Consider the following 18,247-nt stretch of genomic DNA (forward strand, 5'->3'; position numbering starts at 1 on the left):
ATATAGGCTTTTTCGCAGGATTTCAGTGCATTAATCCCTGATTCGCTGGGGTTTTGCCGAACATCCGCAAGCCGCACCCAAAAATCGCGTTAACTATTCCTTCACCACTGTCATGGCAGCCTGCCGGGCATGAGCAAACCCCGCGCCTTTCACGAAGCCACCTTGCCGCTGTTCGCAGCCGAGGATGAGGCTGTCGGCAGCGCTCTGCCCGGCAGATTGCCGTCCTATATCGCCGATCACCGAAAACGCCTGCGCACCCGGTTCATGGAAGGCGGTGCGACCGCGATGCCGGATTATGAACTGCTCGAACTGCTGCTGTTCCGCGCCATTCCCCGGCAAGATGTGAAGCCGCTTGCCCGCGAACTGCTTGATACCTTTGGTGATTTCAACCGCGTGGTCACAGCGGTGCCTGCGCGGCTGATGATGGTCAAAGGCGTCGGCGAAGCCGTGGTGCAAGAGTTGAAGATCGTTGAAGCCGCCGCCCAGCGGATGATGCGCGCCCGCGTGATGAACCGCCCGCTGCTGTCCAGTTGGGATGCGCTGCTGGATTATTGCCATACCGCAATGGCCCACCGCGAGACCGAGCAATTCCGCATCCTGTTCCTGGATCGTAAAAACGTGCTGATCGCTGATGAAGAACAGGCCAAGGGCACGGTGGATCACGTTCCGGTCTACCCGCGTGAAGTGGTGAAACGCGGCTTGGAACTTAATGCTTCCGCGTTGATTTTAGTGCATAATCACCCCTCCGGCGACCCCACCCCATCGCAAGCCGACATCACCATGACCCTGCAAGTGCAAGAGGCCGCGCAGGTTTTGGGCATCACCCTGCACGATCATCTGATCATCGGCAAAAGCCGCGAGCTTAGTTTTCGTTCGGCGGGGTATCTGTAGGTTTGAACGAAGGCTTCAACCACACCTCAACCCGGCGGTTAAGCCTGCGCCCCGCAGCCGTTTCATCGCAAGCCATCGGCAAAGCCTCACCAAATGCTTCGACTTGTGGCAGCGCCGCGTCTGACACGCCGTCTTGTTTTAGCGCGTCTTGAATACCCTGCGCGCGATCTTGCGACAGATCGAGATTGGTGGCGGCAGCGCCCGATCCATCCGAAAAACCAGCCAAAATCAACCGCTTGTTGCGAAAAACACCGGCTTCAATCAACCGCGCAAGGTCTGCCAGATTGTCTTGGCTGGCGGCATCCAGCGCGGATGTGCCATCCTGAAACCGGAAGGTCAGCGACAGCCGATCCGCGCCATCCATCAGATCAACCAGCCGCTTCAGATCGGCCAAAGTCGTCTCTTCACCTGCACCCTGAATGGCATTGATGAGCCGCAACCCGTCCGCCGTCATCGGCTGACTTTCCGGGCTGCGGTCGATATAGCCGCCCTGCGCCACCGCCGCCTGCGCCACCGGAAGCGCCAGAAAATCCAGAAACTCGCGCGCCATAAGGGGCAGGCGGCGCCGTGGCGTCAGCAAAAACACCGGCAGCGTCAGCGGATAGTCTCCGGCCTTGACAGCCAAGCCACTGGGCAACAACGGAAAACCACAACTGTCTGACAGCGGCAAAGGCTTCGCATCACCAACCGAAGCCCGGCCCGTCAAGGCAATCGCCCAAGGGTCTTTCGCGACCGCAGCCGCCAGATCATGCAAGGTGTCATGGGTGATCGTCGCCACCGGATCGCGTCCCAGTCGCGCCGAAAGCGCCTTTTGCAGGTCACTGTCAGGCGCCAAACCGTGCAAAATCATGGGCATATCCGGCCCGCCCACCTCGGCCCAGTTCTTCACCTCGCCAGCCAGAACGCGGGCCAGATCAATGGTGGAAATCCCCGGCAATGGATTATCGCCCGCGACAACCGGCACCAAAGCATCCAGCGCCACCGCCTTTGACCCCAGATCAGGTTCGGTCGCCGAGGCCACCATCAACTCGGCCCGCCCTGCCTTCAACTCGGCGCGGGCCTGGTCGGGGGGCAGCGGGCGAAAGGAGATCTCGGCCAGAACCTTGTTGGTCGCAGGATCGGTCAGCACGGCCACCGCAGCGGGTGTGACCGGCGCAGTATAGATCAAACCGCGCGATTTTGCGAAGGCGGCGATCAGCGGCGGCAGCAAAGCGGCCCCAGCATCAGCCTCACCCACCAGCCGGATCACGGCTTTCGGGGCGGTCAGATCGGGGCAGGCGGGGCCATCACAGATCACGCCCGATGCATCAATCGTCAGCGGGCCATAGCTGCTTTCAATGCGGAAAAACTCGCCATCATAGCCTTGCAACGTGCCCGCAATCGCCAGCGCCCCATCGCGCGAGGTCAGCGTGACGTCCTGCGCGGCTGCCGCAAAAGGCAGAAGCGCGGCGATGATCGCCGCGCGCCAGTAACCCATCATAAAACGTCCGCCCGATCCTTAGTTCGCAGCGATAGTCATATCCGGGACAAGATTTTTCAACACCAGATAATCGCCCACCGCATCACATTCCGGCATCGCCAGCGACATATCGGTGATCTTGACCGCGCCATTGGCGGTTTGCAGCGTCTGGCCCAGCAGTTCGCGGCCACAGGTCGCGTCGGTCACTGCGGCTTCGATGACGATCTCGGCGTTGGCCTTGCTGTCCTTCGGATAGGTGTAAACCTGCGCGAGCATTGGCAGATCGGTTGATACCTCGCCCAGAACGGTCAGAAAACCACCCTTCGCAGGCACACCAGCCGCCGGTTGGTGCGGTGTTGCAGCCGAGACATCCCCCGCGCCGCCGAAATCCGAGGCATCCTCGAAGCCATGCAGTTGGAAAGCGTCATCTTGCTGCCATTGCACCGCAAAGCGCCGCAGGCTGGCCAGTTCGGGCACGGCAACACTGGCCTGAACCGAGGTGTTGTCTTTGAACATCACTTCGACCGAGGCGTCTTGCTCTAGCGCAGGCAGATCGGTGAACAAAGCGCCGGTCAGGGTGGTTTTGGCGCTGATTGTCAGACCCGCGTGTTTCAGCACAACCCGCTCATTCGCGTGGCAGGGCGATATCAGAGTGACTGCGATCAGGGCGTTTTCGCTGTTGGCAAGCTCTAGCGTCACTGGGCAGGCATCGGCTTTGGCTACCTCAATCGGGGCGGGCTTTGCCTCTGGCGCTGGTGCGGCCTTTGCCACCGGGGCGGGAAGTTCTGCGGCCTTTGGCGTTGCGGGTTTCGCCAGCATCGCTTCGGGCTTAGCCGTCACATCGGTGGCGGCGACACGCTCCAGCTTTGTGGGCTTTTGCGACAGTTGGCCTTCTGCCACGCGGGGGGCGGGCTTTTTGTCCGACATGCCCTGCACCAGTTGCCCGGCCCCAAGGGCAATCGCGATCACCGCGCCGCCACGGATCAATCTGCGCTTCATATCAACTGCCATCGGTTCCTCCTGCGAAATCCGTTTGGCGAGTTCTGGCCCTCAAACGCGGCGGCGATGCGGCGTAATCAAGGAATGTTTCCGAAATCGGGGGCAATAAATGGGCAAGGGCAGCCGAAGCTGCCCTTTGTAAACGATCAGACGGATCGGATTAGACCAGCTTGCCGTGGCAGGCTTTGAACCGCTGACCCGAACCGCAGGGGCAGGGGTCGTTGCGGCCCGGATCGCCCCAAGTGGTGGGATCGGTTTCAACAAAGCCAGCCAAAGCCGCCATAACGGTCGCGGGTGCGGCGTCGGGCGCGGCGGGTGCTGCCTCACTGTCGGCGGCCTGCGCCTGCTGCTGCTGGGCGATAAACTGTTGCATCATCGCGTCTTGCTCGGCTTGGCTGATCGGGCGGATCTGGGCCAGCTTTTGCGTCACATCTTGGCGCAAAGAGTTCAGCATCGATTCAAACAGCGTAAAGCTTTCGGTCTTATACTCGTTCAGCGGATCACGCTGCGCATAGCCCCGGAAGCCCACGACCGAGCGCAGATGTTCCAACCGCAGCAAGTGATCGCGCCATTTCGCATCAATGCTTTGCAGCAAAAGCTGCTTTTCAATGTTGCGCATGGTGTCCGGCCCGAAAGCTTCCAGCTTTTCACCCATCATGGCGTCGCTGGCGGCAACGATGCGATCGCGGATGGTTTCCTGATCGGTGCCTTCTTCGGCGGCCCAAGCGGCGACAGGCAGATCGAGGCCCATTTTCTCGCCCAGACCTGCGTGCAAGCCTTCAACATCCCAACGGTCAGCGTAGGTTTTCGGAGGCATGTAGTGATCGACCAGATCTTCGGCAACTTGATGGCGCATATCCATCACGATTTCACCCAGATCTTCAGCCTGCATCACTTCCATGCGCTGCCCAAAGATCGCCTTGCGCTGGTCATTCATCACATCGTCGAACTTCAACAGCTGCTTGCGGATGTCAAAGTTGCGGCCTTCGACCTTGGCCTGTGCACGCTCAAGCGATTTGTTGACCCAAGGGTGAATGATCGCTTCGCCTTCTTTCATGCCGAGCTTTGACAGCACGGCATCCAGACGCTCTGACCCGAAAATCCGCATCAGATCGTCTTCAAGGCTCAGGAAGAACGACGACCGCCCCGGATCACCCTGACGGCCCGAGCGCCCGCGCAGCTGGTTATCAATGCGGCGAGATTCGTGACGTTCGGTGGCCAGAACGAACAAACCACCAGCCTTCTTGACCGCTTCTTCTTCGTCTGCATGCTCACCTTCGACGCGCGCGCGGACCTCATCGGGATGCAGATGCGGGTCGGCGGTGATCGCCTCCATCACCTTGAATTCGACGTTGCCGCCCAGTTTGATATCGGTGCCACGGCCCGCCATGTTGGTCGCAATCGTCACCGCGTTCAGTTTGCCTGCGTCTGCAACGATCTGCGCTTCCTGCTCATGCTGACGCGCGTTCAGCACGTTATGCGGGATGCCCGCGGCCTTGAGCATTTCCGAAAGCGCCTCGGATTTATCAATCGAGGTGGTGCCAACCAGAATCGGCTGCCCCGTCGCATGGGCTTCCTTGATGGTCTTGACCACACCTTCAAACTTTTCGCGCGCGGTGCGGTACACCGCATCATGGTCGTCTTTACGCTGCACGGTGCGGTTGGTCGGCACTTCGACCACGCCCAGCTTGTAAATCTCCATGAACTCGTCAGCCTCGGTTGAGGCGGTGCCGGTCATCCCCGAGAGTTTGTCATAAAGCCGGAAGTAATTCTGGAAAGTCACGCTCGCCAAAGTCACGTTCTCTGGCTGGATCGCCACGCCTTCCTTGGCTTCAATCGCCTGATGCAAGCCATCCGACAAGCGGCGGCCCTTCATCATCCGGCCAGTGAATTCGTCAATCAGCATCACTTCGCCATCTCGAACGATATATTGCTGATCGCGGGTGAACAGCTTGTGCGCCCGCAAAGCCTGCGTGACGTGATGCACGATGGTGGTGCTTTCAGGCTCATACAGGCTTTGACCTTCGGGCAGGATACCAGCCTCGTGCAAAGCATTTTCGATGAACTCGTTGCCGTCTTCCGAATAGGTGACGTTGCGGGTTTTCTCATCCAGCTTGTAGTGGGTGTCGTTCAACAGCGGGATCAGCGCATCGACCTGCTGATAGAGCTCGCTGCGATCCTGGCTTGGGCCAGAGATGATCAAGGGCGTGCGGGCCTCGTCGACAAGGATCGAATCCACCTCATCCACAATCGCGAAATTATGGCCGCGCTGCGCCATTTCTTCGAGCGAGGCTTTCATATTGTCGCGCAGATAGTCAAAGCCCAACTCGTTGTTGGTCGCGTAGGTGATATCGGCGCGATACGCCTCGCGCTTTTCGCCTTCGCCCTGATACGGATAGACGACGCCAGTGGTCAGACCCAAAGCGCCATAAACCTTGCTCATCCATTCGGCATCGCGCTTGGCAAGGTAGTCGTTCACCGTCACCACATGCACGCCTTTGCCCGAAAGCGCGTTCAGATACGCCGGGAACGTCGCCACCAGCGTCTTGCCTTCGCCCGTGCGCATTTCGGCGATATTGCCTTGATGCAGGAAAATCCCGCCCATCAGCTGCACATCGAACGCCCGCAGACCCAAGGCGCGCTTGCCAGCCTCGCGGCAATTCGCAAAGGCCTCGGGCAGCAGCGCGTCAAGGCTTTCGCCGTCCGCAATCCGCTTCTGGAAATCGGCGGTTTTCGCCCTGATCCCCTCATCGCTCAGCGCCGCAAACTCCGGCTCTAGCGCGTTGATCTTCGCCACCAAAGGACGCACCGACTTGACCATGCGGTCATTCGGCGTTCCAAACATCTTCCGCGCAAGCGTTCCAAGACCCAGCATGTTTTCTCCGCCCGGCCGTATCGATCACCGGTATTGACAATATCGTGTGAGGCTCTGACTTGCCCGCCTCAGAAGCCTTCCGTAGAAGGGCGTCAAGACTGGGCAATCCCGCGTCACACGCGACCCGTGCGATGTAAGGGTATGGCCCGGTATAGTCAACGTCGCGCAGGGTTGCGGACTGATCAGGAGAGTGTGAGATGGCAAAAGCGATGCGGTTTATGGCAGGGATGGCGCTTTCTTTCGCCCTTGCAGCCCCGGCTCTGGCTCAGGATCCCACCGCTGACACGGTGATCGCCACGGTGAATGGCACCAATATCACGCTGGGCAACATGATCGTCGCCCGCGAAAGCCTGCCCGAGCAATATAAATCCCTGCCGCCGGACGTGCTGTTCAAGGGTATTCTGGATCAGTTGGTGCAACAGACGGTGCTGGAGCAATCCGTCGCCGATAAATTGACCAAGAAAGACACGCTGCAGCTGGAAAATGACCGTCGCAGCTATCTGTCCAACACTGCCCTAAAGCCGGTTGTAACGGCGGCTGTCAGCGACGAGGCCTTGCAAAAAGCCTATGATGAGAAATTCAAGGACTCCAAGCCCGGCACCGAATACCACGCGGCGCATATCCTTGTGGATACCGAGGAAAAGGCGAATGAGCTGAAGGCCGAACTCGCCAAGGGCGCAGTTTTCGCCGATCTGGCCAAGGCCAATTCCACCGATACCGGGTCTGGTGCGCAGGGCGGTGATCTGGGCTGGTTCGGTCTGGGTGCCATGGTCAAACCGTTTGAAGATGCGGTCGTGGCTTCGAAAGTGGGCGAAGTTTCCGGCCCTATCAAATCCGATTTCGGCTGGCACCTGATCCTTGTCAGCGAAACCCGGGTCGCCGCCAAGCCGACTTTGGATGAGTTGCGCGACGAGTTGGCGCAGGGCATCGAGCAGAAGGTGGTGGAAGAGCATATTAAAGCGCTGACCGAAGCCGCCAAGATCGAAAAACCCGGTGAGGGCATTGATCCGAAATTCCTCGGCGATGCCGCGCTGCTTGATAAATAATAGTTACGCAAGCGCGCTAAAACGCTAAACATCGGCGCGCAACCCATTGCGGTTTGCGCGCCGAATGGCATGAAAACGATATTGAATCGGGGGTCGCGATGGCGAAGAAAGAGTTGAAGGCCAAGGTCAAGGCGCTGAAAGCCAAGCTGAAAGCCGTGGCCACTGCTGTCGAAGCCCCATTGGTCGAGGCTGCGGCCGAAATTGTCGCCAAGGTGAAAAAGGCCAAGCCGATCTCGCCGCTCGCTCCCGCCAGCTTTCCAGCGCTGCCTCTGATCGCAGGCGTCGAGTTTGCCGCCGTAGAGGCCGGCATCAAATACCAGAATCGCAAGGATGTGATGCTGGTGCGCCTTGCCCCAGGCACGGCGATGGCGGGCGTGTTCACACGGTCGACCACCCGCTCGGCATGCGTGCGCGATTGTCAGGCGAAACTGGCGCTGAAGGCCCCGGCTGATCTGGGCGCTGCGATCATCGTGAACTCTGGCAATTCCAATGCCTTTACGGGAAAAGTTGGCGATGAAGCCGTCAGCGCGGTCACCAATGGCGTCGCCGAAGCCCTCGGCATCCCCGCTACCCGAGTGTTCTCATCCTCTACGGGCGTCATTGGCGAGCCTCTGCCCTATGCCAAAATCACCAACAAAACCGCCGAACTGGTGGCAGAATTGCGCGAAGATGCCATCGAGATGGCCGCCCATGCGATGATGACCACCGACACTTTCCCGAAAGGCGCTGCGGCGACGGTCGAAGTTGACGGCGGCACTGTGCAAATCGCCGGCATCGCCAAAGGCTCGGGCATGATCGCCCCGGATATGGCAACGATGCTGGTTTATATCTTCACCGATGCCAAAATTAGCCCGCTGAACCTGCAAAAACTGCTGTCGCGCAACACCGACAGCACGTTCAACGCGATCACCGTCGATAGCGACACTTCGACCTCTGACACCCTGCTGCTTGCCGCCACCGGTAAATCTGTGGCACCAGAGTTGAAAGGTGCCAGCCTGAAAGCCTTTGAGACCGCGCTGCGCGGCGTGATGATGGACCTAGCGCATCAGGTGATCCGTGACGGCGAGGGTGCCACGAAATTTGTTGAAGTCCGCATTTCCGGTGCCGCCTCGCAGAGCGATGCGCACAAACTTGCCATGGCCATCGCCAATTCGCCTTTGGTGAAAACCGCCATCGCGGGGCAAGATCCGAACTGGGGCCGCATCGTCGCGGCGATCGGTAAGGCCGGGGCCGAAGCTGACCGTGATAAGCTCAGCATCAAATTTGGCGATATCCTCGTCGCTGAAAACGGCTGGCGCAACCCTGTCTACCGCGAAGAAGACGGTGCCGCCTACATGCTGCAATCCGATCTGGTGATCGCTGTCGATATGGGGCTTGGCAAATTCAAACGCTCGGTCTGGACCTGCGATTTGACCAACCGCTATATCGAAATCAACGCCGACTACCGCTCTTGATTTCATCTGTTCCTAAATACCCCACGGGGGTCCGGGGGTGTGAAACCCCCGGCGCTCGGCAAGGCAAAGCACCCGCATGAAAACCCTCCTCGTCTCTGCCGTCGCCCTGATCGACCCCGAAGGCCGCGTCCTGTTGGCTCAACGCCCCGAAGGCAAGTCTTTGGCGGGGCTGTGGGAATTTCCCGGCGGCAAGGTAGAGCCCGGCGAAACTCCGGAACGCGCCCTGATCCGCGAGTTGAAGGAAGAGCTTGGCATCGACACTTGGCAAAGCTGCCTCGCGCCACTCACCTTCGCGAGCCACACTTACGATGACTTCCACCTGCTGATGCCGCTGTTCGCCTGTCGGCGCTGGGACGGGATTCCCGTGCCGCAAGAAGGCCAGAAGCTTGCCTGGGTCCGCCCGCAAAATCTGCGTGATTACCCGATGCCCGCCGCTGATCTTCCGTTGATCCCTATCCTTCGCGACTGGCTTTAAAAGTGGCCTGATAATTTCGCACAAATTCGTCAGTGTTGATGAAATTGTAGTAGGAATTTTAACGAATCGCCCCTAACCTCAAGGTTGAACAGGCTAATTGGGGGATTGGCACATGCTGCGGACTATTTCTGTTGGAAGCTGCGTTTCTATTCAAGGCTTGCTGGTTGGCCAGATGGCCGATGGCAAGATCATGGTCAAAGTTGATGAAAAGACCTTTGTGGGTTATCCAGTGATCCGCGCCAAAGCATCCTGAGCCTATCAAAAGCGCAATAAAAAAGGCCGGGTTTCCCCGGCCGTTTTTATGTGTAGCATGCCCCCGTTGCCGAGGGCCAAAGCTTAGGCCAGCGTCCGCTGAATTTCTTCGCGCTCAAAGATTTCAATGACATCGCCTGCACGAATGTCGTCATAGCGTTCAAACGCCATACCACATTCCTGACCGGAGGTGACTTCCTTGACCTCGTCCTTGTAGCGTTTCAGCGTTTTCAGCGTGCCTTCATGGATCACCACGTTGTCGCGCAGCAGACGCACCCCAGCCGAGCGGCGCGCAACGCCTTCGGTGACGATACAGCCCGCAACCTGACCAATACCGGTGACTTTGAACACCTCTTTGATCGTCGCATAGCCGATGAAGGTTTCGCGAATCTCGGCCTTGAGCAAGCCCGAAGCCGCTGCCTTGATGTCATCCACCAGATCATAAATGATCGAGTAATAGCGGATTTCCACGCCCTTCTGATGCGCCGAGTTCCGCGCCGAGGCATTTGCTCGGACGTTGAAGCCGATGATCGGGCACTTGCTGGCTTCCGCCAACATCACGTCTGTATCGGTGATAGCGCCCACGCCATAAGACAGCACGCGGACACGGACTTCTTCGTTGCCAACCTTTTCAAGCGCTTGCACGATGGCTTCGGCAGAGCCCTGCACGTCAGCCTTCACCAGCACCGGCAGTTCAGCCACCGACTGATCCGCCTTGGCCTTCGCCATCAGCTGTTCCAGCGTGGTCGCAGCACCAGCCGCCGCACGTTTGTCCTTAATGACATTCTCGCGGTAGGTCGCAATCTCACGCGCCTGCGCTTCGGTTTCCACCACGTTCAGTGTGTCACCTGCGGAAGGCGTGCCGGACAGGCCCAGCACTTCGACCGGAACCGAAGGCCCAGCTTCGTCAATCCGCTCGCCCTTGTCGTTGATCAGTGCCCGCACCTTGCCCCACTGCTCGCCGACGACAAAGATGTCGCCTTTGCGCAGGGTGCCGTTCTGCACCAGAACCGTGGCGATAGGACCGCGGCCAACGTCCAGCTTAGCCTCAATCACGGCACCCGCAGCAGCCCGGTTCGGGTTGGCGCGCAGTTCCAGAATCTCAGCCTGCAAAGCGATGGCTTCCAGCAGTTCTTCGATGCCTTGGCCGGTTTTGGCCGAAACTTCCACGTCCTGCACGTCGCCTGACATCTCCTCCACCACGATTTCGTGCTGCAACAGATCGGTGCGGACCTTGGTCGGGTCAGCGCCGTACTTGTCCACTTTGTTGATCGCCACGATCATCGGCACTTTCGCCGCTTTCGCATGGGCAATCGCTTCAATCGTTTGCGGCATCACGGCGTCATCAGCCGCCACAACCAGCACCACAATATCCGTCACTTGGGCCCCGCGCGAGCGCATCGAGGTAAAGGCGGCGTGGCCGGGAGTGTCGAGGAAGGTCAGAACCTGACCCTTTTCGGTTCTCACCTGATAGGCGCCGATATGCTGGGTGATCCCGCCAGCTTCGCCCGAAACCACATTCGCCTTGCGGATCGCATCCAGAAGCGAGGTTTTGCCGTGGTCAACGTGACCCATAATGGTGACAATTGGCGGCCGGGTGATGCGATTTTCGTCGGCATCCGCCACGACTTCAATCGCTTGTTCCACGTCAGCATCCGACACGCGCACGGCTTTGTGGCCGAACTCTTCGATCACCAATTCAGCGGTGTCGGCGTCGATGGCTTGGTTCATCGTCACCATCATGCCCATTTTCATCAGGCTTTTGACAACATCTGCGGCACGTTCGGTCATCCGGTTGGCAAGTTCGGAAACCGTGATGGTTTCCGGCAACTGCACGTCGCGGAACTGTTTTTCGGGCTTGCCGATTCCCAATGCCTTGGCACGGGCTTTTTCCTGCTTGCGCTTCATCGCGGCCATCGAGCGGGTGCGACCACCTTCGCCAGCCAGCGCATCATTCAGCGTCAGCTTGCCAGTGCGGCGACCGTCATCGGTTTTGGCTTTGGCGTTACGTTCGCGTTCTTCGCGGTCACGATCCACTTTGCGCACGGCCAAGGCGGGCTTGGCCCCCATCGGCGCGCGGGCAGCAGTTTCCGCAGCTGTCGGTGCCGCAGCGGGTGCATTGCGATCAGCCCGCTCGCCGCGTGCTGCCGGAGCCGCCGCTTCAGCGGGCTTTTCGGCCACGGGCTGCCGGCGCGAGGTGCCCAGCACATCAGCCTTGCGGGCAGCCGCCTTGGCCACAGCCTCAGCCGCAGCTTCGGCGCGCAGGCGCTCTTCTTCATCCGCCTTGGCCTTGGCCGCCGCGATACGCTCGCGTTCTTCGCGTTCCTTGGTTTCGGCTTCTTCGCGCTTGCGGGCGCGCTCTTCATCGCGCGCCTTGTCTTCTTCGGCACGGCGCGCCGCGTCTTCAGCCTCGCGCGCTTTGGCTACGCGCAGGGCCGCCAGACGGCGTTCCATTTCGGCATCGGAAATGCCAGCGGGGCGCTTGGACGGATCGCCCAGATGCGCCGCCGACCCCGAAGCAGCCGCAGCGCCGGGCGTGCCCGGTTTGGCCGCTGCCACTGGCACGACCACGCGCTTGCGCTTCGTTTCGACCACAACGCTTTTCGTGCGGCCATGGGAGAAGCTTTGCTTCACCTGACCGGAACGAGGTGCGCCACCCAGGCCGAGGGGCTTTTTGCCGTCTGTATCGCTCATGCGTCCTACATATCCTTCAAGGCGATCTCGTCGCCATCCTGCTGAGTGGTTTGCCCACGCAAACCCGCCAGCCTTGCCGCTTCCTCTACAACACGCGTCGTGAGTCCACCAGCGCCAAGCGCGGCGTGTATCGCACGTTCGCGCCCGAAAGCCAAACCCAATTCCTCCGCCGACAAAAAGCCGATATACGACCCCTCGCCATCCGGCGCGCGCAGTTTCGTCTTGCCGCGTTCAGACCCGTCGGCGGCTTGCAAAAGCACCCGCACCTTGTCCTTTTGCAGCCATTCCTTGACCTTCTCATAGCCCATCACGGCCCCGCTGGCCTTGCGCGCCAAACTGATCAGATCAACCACCCGCCGCAACAGCAGCGCTTCCACCAAATCGGCCAGATCATCCGGCACTTTCACCGGTTGACGTGCGGCGCGCGAAAACAGCCCCTTCTTGGCTGCCTTCTCAATCGCCGCCCGATCCGCCGAGACATAAAAGCCCCGACCCGGCAACCGCGCCAGAATATCCGGCACGATCAGATCTTCTGGGCCCAGACAAAAGCGGATCAAACCCGCTTTCGGCTGAACTTCCCCGGTCGCAATGCACTTGCGTTCCGGGTCGTCTTGCAGATTTTCCCGGCCACCGCGCGTCACGGTATTCCCCCGAGGCCTAAATCAGGCCTCGGCCTCCTCGTCTTGATCAACCGCTTCCGCAACCGCGAATTCGGTCGGATCGACCCAGCCCAGCATCACGCGGGCGGTCATCACCAAAGTCTGCGCCTCTTCCAGAGAAACGTCAAACTTCTCAAGCACGCCTTCATCTTTCTTGCGCTGACCGTTTTCTGTGGTCCAGCCGCCAGCCAATTCCCAATCGGCGCAGGTTGCGAAATCTTCCAGCGTCTTGATGCCGTCTTTCGCCAGCGCTTCCAGCATTTGGGGGGTAAGCCCCTCAAATTCAACCAGAGAATCCTCGACGCCCAAAGCGCGGGCCGCTTCCATCGCCTTGGTGTTGGCCGCTTCAAGATATTCACGCGCACGGGTCTGCAATTCGCCTGCGGTGCCTTCGTCGAAGCCGTCGATCGACAACAATTCGTCGGTTTCGACATAAGCGACTTCTTCAAGGTTCGAGAAGCCTTCAGAAACCAGCAGCTGCGCCATCATCTCGTCGATATCAAGGCTTTCCATGAACAGCTTGGTGCGTTCAGCGAATTCAGCCTGACGGCGTGCGGATTCGTCGGATTCCGTCACGATATCAATGTCCAAGCCGGTCAACTGGCTGGCCAGACGCACGTTCTGACCGCGACGGCCAATAGCCAGCGACAGCTGCTCATCTGGTACGACGACTTCGATTTTGCCGGCGTCATCGTCGATCACAACTTTCGACACTTCTGCCGGTTGCAATGCGTTCACCAGGAAGGTCGCCTGATCGGCATTCCATGGGATGATGTCGATTTTCTCGCCCTGCAATTCGTTCACAACGGCCTGAACCCGGCTGCCGCGCATACCGACGCAAGCGCCAACCGGATCAATCGAGTTGTCATAAGAGATCACCGCAATCTTCGCGCGCGAACCCGGATCACGGGCAACAGCCTTGATCTCGATGATGCCGTCGTAAATCTCGGGCACTTCCATCTTGAACAGTTCCGCCATGAACTGCGGGTCGGTGCGCGACAGGAAAACCTGCGGGCCGCGAGCCTCACGGCGCACGTCTTTGATATAGCAACGAATCCGGTCGTTCGGGCGATAAGATTCGCGGCCGATTTTCTCATTGCGGCGCAAGATAGCCTCGCCCCGGCCAATATCGACGATGATATTGCCATATTCTTCGCGCTTGACCTGACCGTTGATGATCGTGCCTTTACGATCCTTGAATTCTTCAAACTGACGGTCACGCTCGGCTTCGCGGACCTTTTGCAAAATCACCTGCTTGGCCGATTGCGCGGCGATGCGGCCAAGATCAACTGGAGGCACTTCATCGACGATCTCATCGCCCACAACCGGGTCTTTCAGGTGCGATTTCGCCTGTTTGACGGTCAGCTGGGCATGATGATTCTCAACGGCATCATCTTCCACCACGGTGCGGATGCGCGCAAAAGTGGCGCGGCCGGTTTTGCGGTCGATATTCACCCGAATATCCATATCGGCGCCATAGCGCGACTTGGCGGCCCGGGCGAGGCTGTCTTCCATCGCCTGGATCACCAGCTCGGCGTCGATCATCTTTTCGCGCGCCACCGCTTCGGCGGTCTGCAAAAGCTCAAGCTGGTTGGCAGAGGTAATCGCCATCGGAGTTCTCCCGCTTAGTGTTTGGTGGGTTCTGGAGCGTCTTCTTCGTCGCCCTCAGATGTTTCAATTTCGTCAAAGGCTGATTCGTCGATCACACCGCTGGCCTTTTTCTGCCGCAACATTTCGGTGATCAGCTCGTCTGTCAGGATCAGCTTGGCATCGGCCAGCCATTCAAATTGCAGACCGATGGTCACAACGCCCGAAGGTTCTTCAATCTCGATCAGCACTTCCTCGCCCTCAACTCCAGCCAAAGTGCCCTTGAAGCGGCGGCGGCCGTCGATCAATTCGGTGGTTTCGACGCGCGTTTCCCAGCCCTTCCACATCTCAAAATCCTTGAGACGGGTCAGGGGGCGGTCGATTCCGGGAGACGATACTTCGAGCACGAAGTTTTCTTCGATCGGGTCTTCCACATCCAAAACGGCGGACACAGCGGTTGAAATCTCACCACAATCATCGACCTCAATCCCGCCTTCAGGACGGTCGGCCATGATCTGCAGGGTGCGGGTCGCCCCACCCATAAGACGAATCCGCACAAGTTCAAAGCCAAGGCCCTCGATGACCGGAGTCACGATATCGGCCAGACGGCGATCCATAGCGGTTTTGGCAATCAAATCAGACATGATGTTCCAAAAACAAAAAACGGGCCGACAGGCCCGTATGTGAGGTTCGGTAGCTTCAGGTTTGGACCCTGAAACAGCTGTTGAGGGGGATATAGGCCGATCCCCCGGCCTTTGCAAGCTGCATCTAGCTGGCGTTGCGTTGCACCTGTGCGCGCAAAGCATCCATCGCGGCCACCAAAGCCTCGGATATGCCCGGTTCGGACAAGGCGTGGCCTGCCATAGGCACGATTTTCAACCGTGCTTTGTCCCAGCCATCCGCCAGTTTGCTGGCCGAGATCGGTGGGCAGATCATATCCAGACGGCCCTGCACGATATCGGCGCTGATATGGGCGATTCTGCTGCGATTTTGCAGGATCCAGCCATCGTTTTCCAGAAAGGCGGCATTGACGAAATAGTGGTTCTCAAGCCTTGCGAAGGCGCGGGCATACTCTGCCGGACCTTCACCGCCGAGGAAGCCTTCGGATGCGACCGAAGCCAGTGCGTTTTCCCAGCCCGCCCAAATTCGCGCGGCCTGGGTTTCTGCCGCCAGATCGCCGCCAAACAGACGGCGGTGATAGGCGGCGATCAGATCGTTTCGCTCGGCATCGGGGATAAGGCCCACAAAGCGCGCCCAAAGATCGGGGTAAAACGCCCCCGCGCCACCCCCGTAGAACCAAGCCAGCTCGGCTTGGGTGGCAAGAAACACGCCGCGCAACACCAAATGACGCACCCGATCTGGATGCGAAATCGCGTAGATCAGCGCCAAAGTTGCGCCCCAGCTGCCACCAAACAGGATGAATTGCGTGATGTTCAGCGTGGTGCGGATCACCTCGATATCGCTGATTAAATGCCAGGTGGTGTTAAGATCGACTGAAGCATGCGGACGTGAGCGCCCGCAGCCGCGCTGATCAAACAGCACCACCCGATAGACGCTTGGATCAAAATAGCGCCGCATCGCCGGGCTGCAGCCACCGCCCGGCCCGCCATGCAGCACCAGAACCGGGATGCCATCAGGGTTGCCACATTGCTCGACATAGATCCGGTGGCCGTCGCCCATATCCAACACCCGCTGGTCGAACGGCTCGACCGGCGGGTAAAGATAGTCATGTGCGCGCTTTTGCCCTGATCTGTGGTCCATAATCGTCCTATATAGTCCGTCTAGATTGCGCCGACACCTTCCGGCGCGCAAGGAGTTCCGATGACCCAGACCAACACGATTGATCCCGCCGAAGTTGCCAAATTTGAGGCGATGGCGGCAGAATGGTGGGATACCGAGGGGAAGTTCAAGCCGCTGCATTTGATGAACCCGTGTCGGCTGGATTACATCACGCGCCAGATTGCCGCAGAATTTCACCGCGACCTGACCCAGCCGCTGCCGTTCAAGGGCTTGAGACTGTTGGATATTGGGTGTGGTGGCGGGCTGCTGTCTGAACCGATGGCGCGGCTTGGGGCGGATGTGGTGGGCGCGGATGCGGCGGCGCGCAACATTCCGGTGGCGCAGTTGCATGCGGTGCAATCTGGGTTGGAGATTGATTATCGCAATGTCGCCGCAGAAGATCTCGCCGCCGCGGGTGAGCAGTTTGATGTGGTTTTGAACATGGAAGTGGTCGAGCATGTGGCCGATCCACAGGGCTATCTGACCGCCTGCCAGCAATTGCTGAAACCGGGGGGATTGATGATCTGCTCGACCCTGAACCGCAATGTGAAAAGCTTTGGTATGGCGATCATCGGTGCGGAATGGGTGATGCGCTGGCTGCCAAAGGGCACGCATGATTGGACGAAATTTATCACCCCGGAAGAATTGTATGATCTGATACGAAAGGCTGGGCTTGATCCGGTGGACCGCAAGGGGATGGTTTTCAACCCGTTCAGCTGGAAATGGGCGATTTCGGCGCGGGATTTGTCGGTGAACTACGTCACCGCCAGCGTGAAGCGCTAAGGGTCTGAGATCGCGTTGTTAATTGGGCTGATTACCGAAAGGTTAATCACCCAGAAAGCGGCCATATTTGATACAGCAAGCGGCCTTATGGCCGCCCCGGCTTTGCGATCAGCCGGGGCGTTAACTATACTGCGCGAATCAGCCTATTCAGCCGAGGATTTGGCCCAGAGGTTGATCGCCTTTTCTTCGGAAATCGCATCAATCGCGGCCAACTCGGCGGCGGTGAAATCAAGGTTCTTGATCGCACCCACGCAGTCGATGATCTGCGACGGTTTTGATGCCCCGATCAGTGCCGAAGTGATACCGCCCTCGCGCAGCACCCATGCAATCGACATTTGCGCCAGCGTCTGACCACGGGCGGCGGCGATGTCGTTCAGCTTTTTCACCGATTCGATGGCCATTTCGACCACCGACGGATCCAGCGATTTATCCTGCGCAGCGCGGCTGCCCGCCGGGATGCCGTTCAGATATTTGTTGGTCAGCAGACCCTGCGCCAGCGGCACAAAAGCAATCGAGCCGATGCCAAGATCCTTCAGCGCGGTTTTCAGCCCATCGGTTTCGACCCAACGGTTGAGGATATTATAGCTGGGCTGATGGATCAGGCAGGGGGTGCCGAGTTCCTTCAAGATCGCATGTGCCTCGCGGGTGCGCTGCGTGCCATAGCTGGAAATCCCGACATAAAGCGCGCGGCCTGATCGCACGATATGATCCAGAGCCATCATGGTTTCTTCCAGCGGCGTCTCGGGGTCAAAACGGTGCGAATAGAAGATATCGACGTAATCCAGACCCATCCGCTTCAACGACTGGTCACAGGACGCGATGACATATTTGCGCGATCCCCACTCGCCATAAGGGCCGCCCCACATATCGTAGCCGGCCTTCGACGAGATGATCAGCTCGTCCCGGTAGGGTCTGAAATCGGTCTTCAGAATCTCGCCAAAGGCGGTCTCCGCCGAACCGGGGGGCGGGCCGTAGTTGTTGGCCAGATCAAAATGCGTGATGCCCAGATCAAAAGCGGTCTGACACATCGCGCGTTTGGTGGCATGCGGGGTGTCGTCACCAAAGTTGTGCCACAGGCCAAAGGAAATCGCGGGCAGTTTCAGGCCCGAGTTGCCACAGCGGCGGTAGGGCATCAGATCGTAGCGGTTTTCGGCGGCGGTATACATGGCGAACCCCTCGTTTGGTTTGCGCTAACAGATCCGTGCAATCGGCGCTTGCGTCAAGCGGGCTTTCGGGATGGGGCGCGGAATACTGCCACGCGAAAAATGTGATGGGGGGCAGCGTTGCCCTTTGG

At 59.1% G+C, this 18,247-nt stretch carries 15 protein-coding genes; 6 read left to right on the forward strand and 9 right to left on the reverse strand.

Translation table 11 applies throughout. The annotated features are described in order from the left end of the window. The first annotated feature begins 129 nt into the window (after positions 1 to 129). On the forward strand, positions 130 to 891 hold the full coding sequence (gene radC / locus QQJ98_RS06310; protein ID WP_284324476.1) for a RadC family protein: 762 nt from the start codon (positions 130 to 132) through the stop codon (positions 889 to 891). Here radC and QQJ98_RS06315 read toward each other — a convergent pair. The 3 genes from QQJ98_RS06315 to secA all read right to left on the reverse strand — a co-directional run bounded on the left by QQJ98_RS06315 (position 863) and on the right by secA (position 6,224). Beyond that, on the reverse strand, positions 863 to 2,371 hold the full coding sequence (locus QQJ98_RS06315) for a phosphate ABC transporter substrate-binding/OmpA family protein (RefSeq protein ID WP_284324477.1): 1,509 nt from the start codon (positions 2,369 to 2,371) through the stop codon (positions 863 to 865). The two genes, radC and QQJ98_RS06315, sit on opposite strands and share 29 nt — an antisense overlap. An 18-nt stretch (positions 2,372 to 2,389) precedes the next feature. Beyond that, positions 2,390 to 3,361: a hypothetical protein gene (locus QQJ98_RS06320; protein WP_284324478.1), complete on the reverse strand. Its 972-nt coding sequence runs from the start codon at positions 3,359 to 3,361 to the stop codon at positions 2,390 to 2,392. Between the two features lie 148 nt (positions 3,362 to 3,509). Further along, positions 3,510 to 6,224 carry a preprotein translocase subunit SecA gene (gene secA, locus QQJ98_RS06325; protein ID WP_284324479.1) on the reverse strand — a complete coding sequence of 905 codons (2,715 nt, stop codon included), beginning with the start codon at positions 6,222 to 6,224 and terminating at the stop codon, positions 3,510 to 3,512. Positions 6,225 to 6,421: 197 nt separating this feature from the next. Here secA and QQJ98_RS06330 point away from each other — a divergent pair, with 197 nt between their 5' ends. The 4 genes from QQJ98_RS06330 to QQJ98_RS06345 all read left to right on the forward strand — a co-directional run bounded on the left by QQJ98_RS06330 (position 6,422) and on the right by QQJ98_RS06345 (position 9,452). After that, on the forward strand, positions 6,422 to 7,270 hold the full coding sequence (locus tag QQJ98_RS06330) for a peptidylprolyl isomerase (RefSeq protein ID WP_284324480.1): 849 nt from the start codon (positions 6,422 to 6,424) through the stop codon (positions 7,268 to 7,270). Between the two features lie 98 nt (positions 7,271 to 7,368). Continuing rightward, on the forward strand, positions 7,369 to 8,724 hold the full coding sequence (gene argJ / locus QQJ98_RS06335) for a bifunctional glutamate N-acetyltransferase/amino-acid acetyltransferase ArgJ (RefSeq protein ID WP_284324481.1): 1,356 nt from the start codon (positions 7,369 to 7,371) through the stop codon (positions 8,722 to 8,724). 76 nt (positions 8,725 to 8,800) lie between these two features. Continuing rightward, positions 8,801 to 9,199 (forward strand): (deoxy)nucleoside triphosphate pyrophosphohydrolase, encoded by a 399-nt coding sequence (locus QQJ98_RS06340; protein ID WP_284324482.1) that lies wholly within the window; start codon positions 8,801 to 8,803, stop codon positions 9,197 to 9,199. 112 nt (positions 9,200 to 9,311) lie between these two features. Then, a complete protein-coding gene (locus QQJ98_RS06345) occupies positions 9,312 to 9,452 on the forward strand; it encodes a hypothetical protein (protein WP_284324483.1) in 141 nt (46 codons plus the stop codon). Positions 9,453 to 9,535: 83 nt separating this feature from the next. Here the strand turns inward: QQJ98_RS06345 and infB are convergent, their stop codons facing one another. The 5 genes from infB to pip all read right to left on the reverse strand — a co-directional run bounded on the left by infB (position 9,536) and on the right by pip (position 16,152). Further along, complete coding sequence (infB, locus tag QQJ98_RS06350; protein WP_284324484.1) at positions 9,536 to 12,145, reverse strand: translation initiation factor IF-2; 2,610 nt, start codon at positions 12,143 to 12,145, stop codon at positions 9,536 to 9,538. Positions 12,146 to 12,150: 5 nt separating this feature from the next. After that, a complete protein-coding gene (locus QQJ98_RS06355) occupies positions 12,151 to 12,786 on the reverse strand; it encodes an RNA-binding protein (RefSeq protein WP_284324485.1) in 636 nt (211 codons plus the stop codon). A 21-nt stretch (positions 12,787 to 12,807) separates the two neighbouring features. Next, positions 12,808 to 14,415 (reverse strand): transcription termination factor NusA, encoded by a 1,608-nt coding sequence (nusA, locus tag QQJ98_RS06360; protein WP_284324486.1) that lies wholly within the window; start codon positions 14,413 to 14,415, stop codon positions 12,808 to 12,810. Positions 14,416 to 14,429: 14 nt separating this feature from the next. Continuing rightward, complete coding sequence (gene rimP / locus QQJ98_RS06365; RefSeq protein WP_284324487.1) at positions 14,430 to 15,035, reverse strand: ribosome maturation factor RimP; 606 nt, start codon at positions 15,033 to 15,035, stop codon at positions 14,430 to 14,432. A gap of 124 nt (positions 15,036 to 15,159) precedes the next feature. Continuing rightward, complete coding sequence (gene pip / locus QQJ98_RS06370) at positions 15,160 to 16,152, reverse strand: prolyl aminopeptidase (RefSeq protein ID WP_284324488.1); 993 nt, start codon at positions 16,150 to 16,152, stop codon at positions 15,160 to 15,162. Between the two features lie 60 nt (positions 16,153 to 16,212). Here pip and ubiG point away from each other — a divergent pair, with 60 nt between their 5' ends. Further along, positions 16,213 to 16,953, forward strand: coding sequence for a bifunctional 2-polyprenyl-6-hydroxyphenol methylase/3-demethylubiquinol 3-O-methyltransferase UbiG (gene ubiG / locus QQJ98_RS06375; RefSeq protein WP_284324489.1), 741 nt, complete (start codon positions 16,213 to 16,215; stop codon positions 16,951 to 16,953). A gap of 143 nt (positions 16,954 to 17,096) precedes the next feature. Here ubiG and mgrA read toward each other — a convergent pair whose 3' ends face one another. Further along, entirely contained in the window at positions 17,097 to 18,119 is a 1,023-nt protein-coding gene (mgrA, locus tag QQJ98_RS06380; RefSeq protein WP_284324490.1) for an L-glyceraldehyde 3-phosphate reductase, read from the reverse strand. Positions 18,120 to 18,247: the final 128 nt, after the last annotated feature.

The sequence above is a fragment of the Cypionkella aquatica genome (assembly GCF_030161095.1).
Taxonomy (GTDB): Bacteria; Pseudomonadota; Alphaproteobacteria; order Rhodobacterales; family Rhodobacteraceae; genus Cypionkella; species Cypionkella aquatica.